The sequence below is a fragment of the Streptomyces sp. NPDC091289 genome, assembly GCF_044757365.1.
Taxonomy (GTDB): domain Bacteria; phylum Actinomycetota; class Actinomycetes; order Streptomycetales; family Streptomycetaceae; genus Streptomyces.
On the sequence record NZ_JBIVUT010000006.1, the window covers coordinates 174,533 to 188,981 of the forward strand.

Sequence of the window (14,449 nt, forward strand, 5' to 3'; positions counted from 1 at the left end):
CCGCGTCGCACGCGTGCTCTGTGTGAACGGGCCCCGCAACCTTTCGAGGTGCGGGGCCCGTCCTCGTATCCGTAAGGACCGATGTCTGTCAGTGCCCTGTGCCACTGTGGTGCGGGGGACGACGGACGATACGAGGGGTGGACGGGTACATGAGGACGAGCACGGCACGACGCATGGGCACGGCTCTGGCCGCCGCGGCGGCACTGACGTCGATAGCGGCCTGCGGTGGCTCCGACAGCTCGGGGGGCGCCGGCGGCTCCGGCAAGGACAAGGCGGGCGCCGTCTCCAAGGCGAGCCCCGTGGCCGCGCTGAAGCAGGTGCAGCAGAAGACCGGCGGCGCCCAGTCCGCGAAGGTCGAGGGCACCACCGAGATGGGCAGCGTCATGTCCATGAAGCAGTCCGGGGCCATCGGCTGGGCCGACGGCCTCTCGGGCGCGCTGACCATCACGTACACCGGCGGCAGCATGGGCGACGCCCTCAAGCAGTCCGGCGGCGACGGATCGGTCCAGGCGCGCTACTTCAAGGACGAGTACTACGCCAACATGGGCGACGCCATGGCGGCGAACACCGGCGGGAAGCACTGGATCCGGTATTCCTACAAGGACCTCGCCGAGCTGGGCGGCGCCTCCGGCGACGTCATGAAGGACCAGATCCAGAACAGCACGCCCGAGCAGGGTGTGAAGTCGCTCCTGGCCTCCGGCGACGTCAAGAAGGTCGGCGAGGAGGACGTCCGCGGGGTCCCCGCGACGCACTACTCCGGCACGATCGACGTGGCCGACCTGACCGCGAAGAACAGCAACCTGGACGCGAAGCAGCTGGCCGCGCTCAAGGAGCAGCTCGCGCTGGCCGGGGTGACCACCCAGACCGTCGACATCTGGGTCGACAAGAACGACCTGCTGGTGAAGAAGACCGAGCGCGGCGAGATGAAGACCGGCACGTTCAACTCGACGCTCTTCTACAGCGACTACGGCACCGAGGTCCCCACGGAGAAGCCGGCGGCCTCGGACACCGTGGACTTCAAGGAGCTGCTGAAGCAGGGCGATGCCCCGGTCGGCGCCTCCTGACACCTCCCGCACGGGACGAACGGGGACGGATTTGCCCGTCCCGCATCCGGTCGCGTACTCTCACCAAGAAGCCAAAGACCGCTGGTCGTCGCTGTGCCTCGTAAGAGGGACGGTGACCGAAGGTTCCGCTAGATCGGACGACCTGCGCAGGTGACTGTGGAACGCTCCCGGACTCTGTTCGGTCGAGCCGCGCCCTGGCACCTGTGCTGGGGCGTTTCGTCTTTCCCGGCCCCTTCTGAGCGGTCCTCATCACCCGGAAGGAGGCCGACGCTCATGGCAAGGCCCGACAAGGCTGCCGCGGTAGCCGAGCTGACGGACCAGTTCCGCAGCTCGAACGCCGCCGTGCTGACCGAGTACCGGGGTCTCACCGTGGCACAGCTCAAGGAGCTGCGCCGTTCGCTCGGTGAGAACGCCCAGTACGCCGTGGTGAAGAACACGCTGACCAAGATTGCGGCCAACGAGGCCGGGATCGACACGCTGGACGACCTGTTCTCGGGTCCGACGGCGGTTGCCTTCGTCACCGGTGACCCGGTGGAGTCGGCGAAGGGTCTTCGTGACTTCGCCAAGGACAACCCCAACCTCATCATCAAGGGCGGTGTCCTTGACGGTAAGGCGCTGTCCGCCGATGAGATCAAGAAGCTCGCGGACCTCGAGTCCCGCGAGGTTCTGCTCTCCAAGCTGGCCGGTGCCATGAAGGGCAAGCAGACTCAGGCTGCGCAGCTCTTCCAGGCTCTGCCGTCGAAGTTCGTCCGCACCGCGGAAGCTCTTCGTGCCAAGCGGGAAGAGCAGGGCGGTGCCGGTACTCCGGCTCCCGCCGAGGCCGCCGAGTAATTTCGCTCAGCGGTCCAGCGGGCTCCACGTACGCCCGCCGACATGTACATCCGGCACCTGCCGAATAGTGGAAGGACGCCATCATGGCGAAGCTCAGCCAGGAAGACCTGCTCGCTCAGTTCGAGGAGCTCACCCTCATCGAGCTCTCCGAGTTCGTGAAGGCCTTCGAGGAGAAGTTCGACGTCACCGCCGCCGCGGCCGTCGCCGTCGCCGGTCCGGCCGGCCCGGGCGCCGTTGCCGAGGCCGCTGAGGAGCAGGACGAGTTCGACGTCATCCTCACCGGTGCCGGCGAGAAGAAGATCCAGGTCATCAAGGTCGTGCGTGAGCTGACCTCGCTGGGTCTCAAGGAGGCCAAGGACCTCGTCGACGGCACCCCGAAGCCGGTCCTCGAGAAGGTCGCCAAGGAGGCCGCCGAGAAGGCTGCCGAGTCCCTCAAGGCCGCCGGCGCTTCCGTCGAGGTCAAGTAACACCTCGGGAGTCCTCGGGACTCCCTGGGCACCGTCAGGTGCCCGCGCCAAGGGCGATCACCCATCCGGGTGGTCGCCCTTCGGCGTGCCCGTGGCGGGTGCCTTGCTCTTCCGCCGACGACGAGTAGGGTGATCTTCGCCGTGCGCCTCTCGCGGGCCCCTCAGGGGCGTCCTGCGGGCATCACGGGGGTGGCCGGTGAAGACGCCTGGAGGTCCGATCGGACCGGCGGGCCTTGACGAACCGGACGCGGCGCGCAATTCTCAGGACGCGTCATCACTTCGATCCGAATCCGAGGCATGGATCGAGAGTGAAGAGGGCAGTAAAGAAGAGCGCACCCCGCGCGAGGGCCAGGGCTAGACATAGGTGTTGAGAACAGCTGTTGAGAGCAACGTGGGTCTCTGAGAACCCCGACTGGACATCAGTGTGCCGCTTGGCTACACTGACCCTTTGCGCTGCCTGTTAGCTGCCTCCTGCCCGTCACCAGGGGCATGCCCACGCTGAAGCACCGATGGCCGACCCCCTCCGACCTGGTCGCATTGCGACCGATTCGGAACGGTCTGTCTATGTGTCCAGGGTGGGACCGGTACGCGCGTAGTGAGTCCGAGCCCTCGGAAGGACCCCCTCTTGGCCGCCTCGCGCAACGCCTCGACCGCGAATACGAACAACGGTGCCAGCACCGCCCCGCTGCGCATCTCTTTTGCAAAGATCAAGGAGCCCCTCGAGGTTCCGAACCTCCTCGCGCTGCAGACCGAGAGCTTTGACTGGCTCCTCGGTAACGCCGCCTGGAAGGCTCGCGTCGAGGCTGCTCTGGACAGTGGACAAGACGTCCCCACCAAGTCCGGCCTGGAGGAGATCTTCGAGGAGATCTCACCGATCGAGGACTTCTCCGGGTCGATGTCGCTTACGTTCCGCGACCACCGCTTCGAGCCCCCGAAGAACTCGATCGACGAGTGCAAGGAGCGCGACTTCACGTTCGCCGCGCCGCTCTTCGTCACGGCCGAGTTCACCAACAACGAGACCGGCGAGATCAAGTCCCAGACGGTCTTCATGGGCGATTTCCCGCTCATGACCAACAAGGGCACCTTCGTCATCAACGGCACCGAGCGTGTCGTCGTGTCGCAGCTGGTCCGCTCGCCGGGTGTCTACTTCGACTCCTCCATCGACAAGACGTCCGACAAGGACATCTTCTCCGCCAAGATCATCCCCTCCCGGGGTGCCTGGCTGGAGATGGAGATCGACAAGCGCGACATGGTCGGTGTCCGCATCGACCGCAAGCGCAAGCAGTCGGTCACCGTTCTCCTCAAGGCTCTCGGCTGGAGCACCGAGCAGATCCTGGAGGAGTTCGGCGAGTACGAGTCGATGCGCGCCACCCTGGAGAAGGACCACACCCAGGGCCAGGACGACGCACTGCTCGACATCTACCGCAAGCTGCGTCCGGGCGAGCCGCCCACGCGCGAAGCCGCTCAGACGCTGCTCGAGAACCTCTACTTCAACCCGAAGCGCTACGACCTCGCGAAGGTCGGCCGCTACAAGGTGAACAAGAAGCTCGGCGCCGATGAGCCGCTGGACGCCGGGGTGCTCACCTCGGACGACGTCATCGCGACCATCAAGTACCTGGTCAAGCTGCACGCCGGCGAGACCGAGACGACCGGCGAGTCCGGCCGGGAGATCGTCGTCGAGACCGACGACATCGACCACTTCGGCAACCGTCGTCTGCGCAACGTCGGCGAGCTCATCCAGAACCAGGTCCGTACGGGCCTGGCGCGGATGGAGCGCGTCGTGCGTGAGCGCATGACCACGCAGGACGTCGAGGCGATCACGCCGCAGACCCTGATCAACATCCGGCCGGTCGTCGCCTCCATCAAGGAGTTCTTCGGCACCAGCCAGCTGTCGCAGTTCATGGACCAGAACAACCCGCTGTCGGGTCTCACCCACAAGCGCCGCCTGTCGGCGCTTGGCCCGGGTGGTCTCTCCCGTGAGCGGGCCGGCTTCGAGGTCCGAGACGTGCACCCGTCCCACTACGGACGCATGTGCCCGATCGAGACCCCCGAAGGCCCGAACATCGGTCTGATCGGTTCGCTCGCCTCGTACGGCCGCGTCAACGCGTTCGGCTTCATCGAGACGCCGTACCGCAAGGTCGTCGACGGTCAGGTCACCGATGACGTCGACTACATCACGGCCGACGAGGAGGACCGCTACGTCATCGCCCAGGCGAACGCGACCCTCTCCGAGGAGCTGCGCTTCACCGAGCCCCGCGTCCTGGTCCGCCGTCGTGGCGGAGAGGTCGACTACGTGCCCGGCACGGACGTCGACTACATGGACGTCTCGCCGCGCCAGATGGTGTCCGTCGCCACCGCGATGATCCCCTTCCTGGAGCACGACGACGCCAACCGTGCCCTCATGGGCGCGAACATGATGCGGCAGGCGGTGCCGCTCATCAAGTCCGAGGCCCCGCTGGTCGGCACCGGCATGGAGTACCGCTGCGCCACCGACGCCGGTGACGTCCTCAAGGCGGAGAAGGACGGTGTGGTCCAGGAGGTCTCCGCGGACTACATCACCGTCACGAACGACGACGGCACGTACACCACGTACCGCATCGCCAAGTTCATGCGCTCCAACCAGGGCACCTCGGTCAACCAGAAGGTCGTCGTCGCCGAGGGCGACCGGATCATCGCCGACCAGGTGCTCGCCGACGGACCGGCCACCGAGAACGGTGAGATGGCCCTCGGCAAGAACCTGCTCGTGGCGTTCATGCCGTGGGAGGGTCACAACTACGAGGACGCGATCATCCTGTCGCAGCGCCTCGTGCAGGACGACGTCCTCTCCTCGATCCACATCGAGGAGCACGAGGTCGACGCCCGTGACACCAAGCTCGGCCCGGAGGAGATCACCCGGGACATCCCGAACGTCTCCGAAGAGGTCCTCGCCGACCTCGACGAGCGCGGCATCATCCGGATCGGTGCCGAGGTCGTCGCCGGTGACATCCTCGTCGGCAAGGTCACGCCCAAGGGCGAGACCGAGCTGACCCCCGAGGAGCGTCTGCTCCGCGCGATCTTCGGTGAGAAGGCGCGCGAAGTGCGCGACACCTCGCTGAAGGTGCCGCACGGTGAGATCGGCAAGGTCATCGGCGTCCGCGTCTTCGACCGCGAAGAGGGCGACGAGCTGCCGCCGGGCGTGAACCAGCTGGTCCGCGTCTACGTCGCGCAGAAGCGCAAGATCACCGATGGTGACAAGCTCGCCGGCCGTCACGGCAACAAGGGCGTCATCTCGAAGATCCTGCCGATCGAGGACATGCCGTTCCTGGAGGACGGCACCCCGGTCGACATCATCCTCAACCCCCTGGGTGTCCCGTCCCGAATGAACCCGGGACAGGTCCTGGAGATCCACCTCGGCTGGCTCGCCAGCCGCGGCTGGGACGTCTCCGGCCTCGGTGACGAGTGGGCCCAGCGCCTGCAGGCCATCGGCGCCGACCAGGTCGCCCCCGGCACCAACGTCGCCACGCCCGTCTTCGACGGTGCGCGCGAGGACGAGATCACCGGCCTCTTCCAGGCCACGATCCCCAACCGCGACGGCGACCGCCTGGTCCAGCCCTCCGGCAAGGCCCAGCTCTACGACGGCCGCTCCGGCGAGCCGTTCCCGGACCCGGTCTCGGTCGGGTTCATGTACATCCTCAAGCTGCACCACCTGGTCGACGACAAGCTCCACGCGCGTTCGACCGGCCCGTACTCCATGATCACCCAGCAGCCGCTGGGTGGTAAGGCACAGTTCGGTGGTCAGCGCTTCGGTGAGATGGAGGTGTGGGCCCTTGAGGCTTACGGCGCCGCATACGCCCTCCAGGAGCTCCTGACGATCAAGTCCGACGACGTGACCGGCCGCGTGAAGGTCTACGAGGCCATCGTCAAGGGCGAGAACATCCCCGAGCCCGGCATTCCCGAGTCCTTCAAGGTGCTCATCAAGGAAATGCAGTCGCTCTGCCTCAACGTGGAGGTGCTGTCCTCGGACGGCATGTCCATCGAGATGCGCGACACGGACGAGGACGTCTTCCGCGCGGCGGAGGAACTCGGTATCGACCTGTCCCGGCGCGAGCCGAGCAGCGTCGAAGAGGTCTGACGGGCCGGCCGGCCGCCTCATCCCGAGGCGGCCGGCCCTCCCCGGACCCGTTCAGACCATTGATTGAGACGAGACCCCGAAAGAGGGATTGACGACAAGTGCTCGACGTCAACTTCTTCGACGAGCTGCGGATCGGCCTTGCCACCGCGGACGACATCCGGACCTGGTCGCACGGCGAAGTGAAGAAGCCGGAGACCATCAACTACCGCACGCTCAAGCCCGAAAAGGACGGACTCTTCTGCGAGAAGATCTTCGGTCCGACCCGGGACTGGGAGTGCTACTGCGGCAAGTACAAGCGTGTCCGATTCAAGGGCATCATCTGTGAGCGCTGCGGCGTCGAGGTCACTCGCGCCAAGGTGCGTCGTGAGCGGATGGGCCACATCGAGCTTGCCGCTCCCGTCACCCACATCTGGTACTTCAAGGGCGTTCCCTCGCGCCTCGGATACCTGCTGGACCTCGCGCCGAAGGACCTCGAGAAGGTCATCTACTTCGCCGCGTACATGATCACGTTCGTGGACGAGGAGCGTCGTACCCGCGACCTGCCGTCCCTGGAGGCTCACGTCTCCGTCGAGCGCCAGCAGACCGAGAACCGCCGCGACTCCGACCTGGAGGCCCGCGCCAAGAAGCTCGAGACCGACCTGGCCGAGCTCGAGGCCGAGGGCGCCAAGGCCGACGTGCGCCGCAAGGTGCGCGAAGGCGCCGAGCGTGAGATGAAGCAGCTGCGCGACCGTGCGCAGCGCGAGATCGACCGCCTCGACGAGGTGTGGAGCCGCTTCAAGAACCTCAAGGTCCAGGACCTGGAGGGCGACGAGCTGCTCTACCGCGAGCTGCGTGACCGCTTCGGCACGTACTTCGACGGCTGCATGGGCGCTGCCGCCCTGCAGAAGCGCCTGGAGTCCTTCGACCTCGACGAGGAGGCCGAGCGCCTCCGCGAGATCATCCGTACCGGCAAGGGCCAGAAGAAGACCCGTGCGCTCAAGCGCCTCAAGGTCGTCTCCGCGTTCCTGCAGACCAGCAACAAGCCCAAGGGCATGGTGCTCGACTGCGTGCCGGTCATCCCGCCGGACCTGCGTCCGATGGTGCAGCTGGACGGTGGCCGCTTCGCGACCTCCGACCTGAACGACCTGTACCGCCGTGTGATCAACCGCAACAACCGCCTCAAGCGTCTCCTTGACCTCGGCGCCCCCGAGATCATCGTGAACAACGAGAAGCGGATGCTGCAGGAGGCCGTCGACGCGCTGTTCGACAACGGTCGCCGCGGTCGCCCGGTCACCGGTCCCGGTAACCGTCCCCTGAAGTCCCTGAGCGACATGCTCAAGGGCAAGCAGGGTCGTTTCCGTCAGAACCTCCTCGGCAAGCGTGTGGACTACTCCGCGCGTTCCGTGATCGTCGTCGGTCCGCAGCTCAAGCTGCACCAGTGCGGTCTGCCGAAGGCGATGGCGCTGGAGCTCTTCAAGCCGTTCGTGATGAAGCGCCTGGTGGACCTGAACCACGCGCAGAACATCAAGTCGGCCAAGCGCATGGTCGAGCGTGGCCGCACCGTCGTGTACGACGTCCTCGAAGAGGTCATCGCCGAGCACCCGGTGCTGCTGAACCGTGCACCCACCCTGCACCGCCTGGGCATCCAGGCCTTCGAGCCGCAGCTGGTCGAGGGCAAGGCCATCCAGATCCACCCGCTCGTCTGCACCGCGTTCAACGCGGACTTCGACGGTGACCAGATGGCCGTGCACCTGCCGCTCTCCGCGGAGGCGCAGGCCGAGGCCCGCATCCTGATGCTGTCCTCGAACAACATCCTGAAGCCGGCCGACGGTCGTCCCGTCACCATGCCGACCCAGGACATGGTGCTGGGTCTCTTCTTCCTCACCACGGACGAAGAGGGTCGCAACGTCAAGGGCACGGACCGCGCGTTCGGCTCCACGGCCGAGGCCACCATGGCCTTCGACGCCCGCGAGCTGTCGCTCCAGGCGAAGGTCGACATCCGCTTCCCGGTCGGCACCATGCCGCCGCGTGGCTGGGTGCCGCCGGTCGCCGAGGAGGGCGAGCCGGAGTACCAGCCCGGCGACACCTTCCGGCTGCGGACCAGCCTGGGCCGCGCGCTCTTCAACGAGCTGCTGCCCGAGGACTACCCGTTCGTCGACTACTCGGTGGGCAAGAAGCAGCTCTCCGAGATCGTCAACGACCTGGCCGAGCGCTACCCCAAGGTCATCGTGGCGGCGACGCTCGACAACCTGAAGGCGGCGGGCTTCCACTGGGCGACCCGTTCGGGCGTCACCGTGGCCATCTCCGACGTCGTCGTGCCCGAGGCCAAGAAGGCCATCGTCAAGGGCTACGAGGACCAGGACGAGAAGGTCCAGAAGCAGTACGAGCGCGGTCTGATCACCAAGGACGAGCGCACGCAGGAGCTCATCGCGATCTGGACCAAGGCGACCAACGAGGTTGCCGAGGCGATGAACGCGAACTTCCCGAAGACGAACCCCATCTTCATGATGGTCGACTCGGGTGCCCGAGGAAACATGATGCAGATGCGTCAGATCGCGGGTATGCGTGGTCTGGTGTCGAACGCCAAGAACGAGACGATTCCTCGTCCCATCAAGGCGTCCTTCCGCGAGGGCCTCACCGTTCTGGAGTACTTCATCTCCACGCACGGTGCCCGTAAGGGTCTGGCGGACACCGCCCTGCGTACCGCCGACTCGGGTTACCTGACCCGTCGTCTGGTGGACGTCTCGCAGGACGTGATCATTCGCGAGGAGGACTGCGGCACCGACCGCGGCCTCAAGCTGAAGATCGCCGTCAAGGGCGCCGACGGCGTGCTCCGCAAGACGGAGGACGTCGAGACCTCGGTCTACGCCCGCATGCTCGCCGAGGACGTCGTGGTGGACGGCAAGGTCATCGCGCCTGCCAACGTCGACCTCGGTGACGTCCTGATCGACGCCCTGGTGGGCGCCGGCGTCGAGGAGGTCAAGACCCGCTCGGTCCTGACCTGTGAGTCCGCGGTCGGCACCTGTGCCTTCTGCTACGGACGCTCGCTCGCCACCGGCAAGCTGGTCGACATCGGTGAGGCGGTCGGCATCATCGCCGCCCAGTCCATCGGTGAGCCCGGCACCCAGCTGACGATGCGTACCTTCCACACCGGTGGTGTGGCCGGTGACGACATCACCCAGGGTCTGCCCCGAGTCGTCGAGCTCTTCGAAGCCCGTACGCCGAAGGGTGTCGCCCCGATCTCCGAGGCCAAGGGCCGCGTGCGGATCGAGGAGACCGAGAAGACCAAGAAGCTCGTCGTCACCCCGGACGACGGCAGCGACGAGACGGCGTTCCCGATCTCGAAGCGTGCCCGTCTGCTCGTGGGCGAGGGCGACCCGGTCGAGGTGGGCCAGAAGCTCACCGTCGGTGCGACCAACCCGCACGACGTGCTGCGCATCCTCGGCCAGCGTGCGGTCCAGGTCCACCTGGTCGGCGAAGTCCAGAAGGTCTACAACTCGCAGGGCGTGTCGATCCACGACAAGCACATCGAGATCATCATCCGGCAGATGCTCCGCCGCGTGACGATCATCGAGTCCGGCGACGCGGAGCTGCTTCCGGGCGAGCTGGTCGAGCGGTCGAAGTTCGAGACCGAGAACCGTCGTGTGGTCACCGAGGGCGGTCACCCCGCCTCCGGCCGTCCGCAGCTGATGGGTATCACCAAGGCCTCGCTCGCCACCGAGTCGTGGCTGTCGGCGGCGTCCTTCCAGGAGACGACCAGGGTCCTGACCGACGCGGCGATCAACGCCAAGTCGGACTCCCTGATCGGCCTCAAGGAGAACGTCATCATCGGTAAGCTCATCCCGGCCGGTACGGGCCTGTCCCGCTACCGCAACATCCGGGTCGAGCCGACCGAGGAGGCCAAGGCCGCGATGTACTCGGCCGTCGGCTACGACGACATCGACTACTCGCCGTTCGGCACCGGCTCCGGCCAGGCCGTTCCGCTGGAGGACTACGACTACGGTCCGTACAACCAGTAAGCGAGTGGCTTTCGCTTGAACGACCGGAGGGCGGTCACCCCGTACGTAACGGGGTGGCCGCCCTCCGGCGTTGGCTCGCACAGAGCCTCTGAGCGGCCTCTACCCGCCGAGCAGTGCGTGGTGGACCCGCAGCAGCGCGCGGGTGCCCACGGCCAGCAGAGGCGGCACGTCGGGCAGCGGGACCCTGCGGGCGAGGGCCAGGACGTCGACGACGATCGCGTAGTCGTCCACGACGGACTGCGGCAGTCCGGGAGTGGTCATGGCCGGGGCATAGGCGGAAGCGGCGTCACCGTATTCGATGACGGCCAGGCTGACGTCGGTGTCGAGCGCGCTCGGTGCCTGGAATACGGGGTCACGGCGGTCGGCTGTCATGTGGGACCTCCTTGGGCCAGGTCGGTCCGGGGACCGGTCGGGCTGGTGGGCTGACCGCATTGTCCGGCATGGTGGGGTACGGCGGCAGGGCGCAAGTACGCTGTTTCCGCGCCGCTGGATTGCCGGGATCCGGCAAGGACGCAGCCGGTCCGCCGGACGGGGCCCGGGGCCCGCTCCGGATGGTCCGCGGGTCCGGCGTGTCCGCGTGGACAGCATTTGTTTTGACCCAGCTCCGTGAGGTAGGTACGCTCAAGCCTTGTGCCTGGGGTGTGCCTGGGCTCGTGTGCGTGTCCTCAGCCGCATCGCGGGTCCGTCAGTAGCCACCGCAATCTGCGCCCCTCCCGTCCACAGGGCGGAAGTCCGCAGTATTCGACACACCCGACCGCGTGGGTCGGCGATGTTCCAGGTTAGTTTCACGAACGGCACACAGAAACCGGAGAAGTAGTGCCTACGATCCAGCAGCTGGTCCGGAAGGGCCGGCAGGACAAGGTCGAGAAGAACAAGACGCCCGCGCTCGAGGGTTCGCCCCAGCGTCGTGGTGTCTGCACGCGAGTGTTCACGACCACCCCGAAGAAGCCGAACTCGGCGCTCCGTAAGGTCGCGCGTGTGCGTCTGACCTCCGGCATCGAGGTCACGGCCTACATCCCGGGTGAGGGACACAACCTGCAGGAGCACTCCATCGTGCTCGTGCGTGGTGGCCGTGTGAAGGACCTGCCGGGTGTTCGTTACAAGATCATCCGCGGCTCCCTTGACACCCAGGGTGTCAAGAACCGCAAGCAGGCCCGCAGCCGCTACGGCGCCAAGAAGGAGAAGTAAGAATGCCTCGTAAGGGCCCCGCCCCGAAGCGCCCGGTCATCATCGACCCGGTCTACAGCTCTCCTCTTGTCACCTCGCTGATCAACAAGATCCTCCTCGACGGCAAGCGTTCCACCGCCGAGCGGATCGTGTACGGCGCCATGGAAGGCCTCCGCGAGAAGACCGGCAACGACCCGGTCATCACGCTGAAGCGCGCGCTTGAGAACGTCAAGCCCTCGCTCGAGGTCAAGTCCCGCCGTGTCGGTGGCGCCACCTACCAGGTGCCGATCGAGGTCAAGCCCGGTCGCGCCTCCACCCTCGCTCTGCGCTGGCTCGTCGGTTACTCCCGCGCCCGCCGCGAGAAGACCATGACCGAGCGCCTCATGAACGAACTGCTCGACGCCTCCAACGGCCTCGGCGCTTCGGTCAAGAAGCGTGAGGACACCCACAAGATGGCCGAGTCCAACAAGGCCTTCGCGCACTACCGCTGGTAGTCGCTACCCCCATCGAGACCGAGAGAAGATTGAGCCTTATGGCCACCACTTCGCTTGACCTGGCCAAGGTCCGCAACATTGGGATCATGGCCCACATCGACGCGGGGAAGACGACCACCACTGAGCGGATCCTCTTCTACACCGGTGTGAGCTACAAGATCGGTGAAGTCCACGACGGCGCTGCCACGATGGACTGGATGGAGCAGGAGCAGGAGCGCGGCATCACGATCACGTCCGCCGCGACGACCTGCCACTGGCCGCTCAATGATGTTGACCACACCATCAACATCATCGACACCCCCGGTCACGTCGACTTCACCGTCGAGGTGGAGCGTTCGCTCCGCGTCCTCGACGGCGCCGTCACCGTGTTCGACGGTGTGGCCGGCGTCGAGCCGCAGTCCGAGACCGTCTGGCGTCAGGCGGACCGCTACGGCGTGCCGCGTATCTGCTTCGTCAACAAGCTGGACCGCACCGGCGCCGACTTCTTCCGCTGTGTCGACATGATCGTGGAGCGCCTCGGCGCCACCCCGATCGTCATGCAGCTCCCCATCGGGGCGGAGGCCGACTTCACGGGTGTCGTCGACCTCGTGTCGATGCAGGCCTTCGTGTACCCCGAAGAGGCCGCCAAGGGCGAGATGTACAACACCGTCGAGATCCCGGACAACCTCAAGGAGGCCGCCGACGAATGGCGCGGCAAGCTCCTCGAGGCCGTGGCCGAGAACGACGACGCCATGATGGAGCTGTACCTGGAGGGCACCGAGCCCACCCAGGAGCAGCTGCACGAGGCGATCCGCCGCATCACCCTGGCGTCGAAGGGCAGTGCCGACTCCGTCACCGTCACCCCGGTGTTCTGTGGCACCGCGTTCAAGAACAAGGGCGTCCAGCCCCTGCTCGACGCGGTCGTGCGCTACCTGCCTTCCCCCCTGGACGTCGAGGCCATCGAGGGCCACGACGTGAAGGACCCGGAGAAGGTCATCGCGCGCAAGCCCTCGGACGACGAGCCGTTCTCCGGCCTGGCGTTCAAGATCGCGAGCGACCCGCACCTCGGCAAGCTCACCTTCGTCCGGATCTACTCCGGTCGCCTGGAGGCCGGCACCGCGGTGCTGAACTCCGTCAAGGGCAAGAAGGAGCGCATCGGCAAGATCTACCGCATGCACGCGAACAAGCGTGAGGAGATCGCATCGGTGGGCGCCGGCGACATCATCGCCGTCATGGGTCTCAAGCAGACCACCACCGGTGAGACGCTCTGCGACGACAAGAACCCGGTCATCCTGGAGTCCATGGACTTCCCGGCGCCGGTCATTCAGGTCGCGATCGAGCCGAAGTCCAAGGGCGACCAGGAGAAGCTGGGTGTCGCCATCCAGCGCCTCTCGGAGGAGGACCCCTCCTTCCAGGTGCACTCCGACGAGGAGACCGGCCAGACCATCATCGGTGGTATGGGCGAGCTTCACCTCGAGGTGCTCGTCGACCGCATGAAGCGCGAGTTCCGCGTCGAGGCGAACGTCGGCAAGCCCCAGGTCGCGTACCGCGAGACGATCCGCAAGGCCGTCGAGCGCATCGACTTCACGCACAAGAAGCAGACTGGTGGTACCGGCCAGTTCGCGAAGGTGCAGATCGCCCTCGAGCCCATCGAGGGTGGCGACGCCTCCTACGAGTTCGTCAACAAGGTCACCGGTGGCCGCATCCCCCGTGAGTACATTCCCTCGGTGGACGCGGGTGCTCAGGAAGCCATGCAGTTCGGCATCCTGGCCGGTTACGAGATGGTCGGCGTCCGCGTCACCCTTCTCGACGGTGGTTACCACGAGGTCGACTCCTCGGAGCTCGCCTTCAAGATCGCCGGTTCGCAGGCGTTCAAGGAGGGTGCCCGCAAGGCCTCTCCCGTGCTCCTCGAGCCGATGATGGCCGTCGAGGTCACCACGCCCGAGGACTACATGGGCGATGTCATCGGCGACCTCAACTCCCGCCGTGGCCAGATCCAGGCCATGGAGGAGCGCAGCGGCGCTCGCGTCGTGAAGGGCCTCGTGCCCCTCTCGGAGATGTTCGGCTACGTCGGAGACCTCCGCAGCAAGACCTCGGGTCGCGCAAGCTACTCGATGCAGTTCGACTCCTACGCCGAGGTTCCGCGGAACGTCGCCGAGGAGATCATCGCGAAGGCCAAGGGCGAGTAACTCTCCCGAGCTCACGCTTTAGGCTTGTCACCGGAGCCGGGCGGGCATTTCGCACAGCGCGTCAGCACTGTGCGGAATGCCCCCGGCGCCGGCACCCCAGCAAAGATCACCTGGCGCCGATGAAGCAAGGCGTACAGAACCACTCAGGA

At 66.3% G+C, this 14,449-nt stretch carries 9 protein-coding genes; 8 read left to right on the forward strand and 1 reads right to left on the reverse strand.

Going from position 1 to position 14,449, the window contains the following annotated elements; genetic code table 11:
* The first annotated feature begins 149 nt into the window (after window positions 1-149).
* The 5 genes from ACIQPT_RS09880 to ACIQPT_RS09900 all read left to right on the forward strand — a co-directional run bounded on the left by ACIQPT_RS09880 (window position 150) and on the right by ACIQPT_RS09900 (window position 10,471).
* The gene (locus ACIQPT_RS09880; protein WP_401154478.1) at window positions 150-1,064 is read left to right on the forward strand and encodes a hypothetical protein; all 915 of its coding nucleotides are present in this window, start codon (window positions 150-152) and stop codon (window positions 1,062-1,064) included.
* 273 nt (window positions 1,065-1,337) lie between these two features.
* Window positions 1,338-1,895, forward strand: a complete 558-nt coding sequence (gene rplJ, locus ACIQPT_RS09885) for a 50S ribosomal protein L10 (protein ID WP_398355964.1) — start codon at window positions 1,338-1,340, stop codon at window positions 1,893-1,895.
* A gap of 83 nt (window positions 1,896-1,978) precedes the next feature.
* Window positions 1,979-2,362, forward strand: a complete 384-nt coding sequence (gene rplL, locus ACIQPT_RS09890; RefSeq protein ID WP_398355963.1) for a 50S ribosomal protein L7/L12 — start codon at window positions 1,979-1,981, stop codon at window positions 2,360-2,362.
* Window positions 2,363-2,987: 625 nt separating this feature from the next.
* A complete protein-coding gene (rpoB, locus tag ACIQPT_RS09895) occupies window positions 2,988-6,473 on the forward strand; it encodes a DNA-directed RNA polymerase subunit beta (protein WP_401154480.1) in 3,486 nt (1,161 codons plus the stop codon).
* 98 nt (window positions 6,474-6,571) lie between these two features.
* Window positions 6,572-10,471 (forward strand): DNA-directed RNA polymerase subunit beta', encoded by a 3,900-nt coding sequence (locus ACIQPT_RS09900; RefSeq protein ID WP_164615710.1) that lies wholly within the window; start codon window positions 6,572-6,574, stop codon window positions 10,469-10,471.
* A 99-nt stretch (window positions 10,472-10,570) separates the two neighbouring features.
* Here the strand turns inward: ACIQPT_RS09900 and ACIQPT_RS09905 are convergent, their stop codons facing one another.
* Window positions 10,571-10,843 (reverse strand): hypothetical protein, encoded by a 273-nt coding sequence (locus ACIQPT_RS09905; RefSeq protein WP_401154482.1) that lies wholly within the window; start codon window positions 10,841-10,843, stop codon window positions 10,571-10,573.
* 444 nt (window positions 10,844-11,287) lie between these two features.
* On the opposite strand from ACIQPT_RS09905, the gene rpsL reads away from it, so the two are divergent.
* The 3 genes from rpsL to fusA are packed head-to-tail and all read left to right on the forward strand — an operon-like array spanning window position 11,288 to window position 14,300.
* Window positions 11,288-11,659, forward strand: a complete 372-nt coding sequence (rpsL, locus tag ACIQPT_RS09910) for a 30S ribosomal protein S12 (protein ID WP_003948652.1) — start codon at window positions 11,288-11,290, stop codon at window positions 11,657-11,659.
* A 2-nt stretch (window positions 11,660-11,661) separates the two neighbouring features.
* Entirely contained in the window at window positions 11,662-12,132 is a 471-nt protein-coding gene (rpsG, locus tag ACIQPT_RS09915) for a 30S ribosomal protein S7 (RefSeq protein ID WP_003966970.1), read from the forward strand.
* Window positions 12,133-12,170: 38 nt separating this feature from the next.
* Complete coding sequence (gene fusA, locus ACIQPT_RS09920) at window positions 12,171-14,300, forward strand: elongation factor G (RefSeq protein ID WP_401154484.1); 2,130 nt, start codon at window positions 12,171-12,173, stop codon at window positions 14,298-14,300.
* The last annotated feature ends 149 nt before the right edge of the window (window positions 14,301-14,449 follow it).

Coding starts and splice junctions, on each gene's coding strand:
- ACIQPT_RS09880 (WP_401154478.1), top strand. CDS start 150: ATGAGGACGAGCACGGCACGACGCATGGGCACGGCTCTGGCCGCCGCG.
- rplJ (WP_398355964.1), top strand. CDS start 1,338: ATGGCAAGGCCCGACAAGGCTGCCGCGGTAGCCGAGCTGACGGACCAG.
- rplL (WP_398355963.1), top strand. CDS start 1,979: ATGGCGAAGCTCAGCCAGGAAGACCTGCTCGCTCAGTTCGAGGAGCTC.
- ACIQPT_RS09905 (WP_401154482.1), bottom strand. CDS start 10,843: ATGACAGCCGACCGCCGTGACCCCGTATTCCAGGCACCGAGCGCGCTC.
- rpsG (WP_003966970.1), top strand. CDS start 11,662: ATGCCTCGTAAGGGCCCCGCCCCGAAGCGCCCGGTCATCATCGACCCG.
- fusA (WP_401154484.1), top strand. CDS start 12,171: ATGGCCACCACTTCGCTTGACCTGGCCAAGGTCCGCAACATTGGGATC.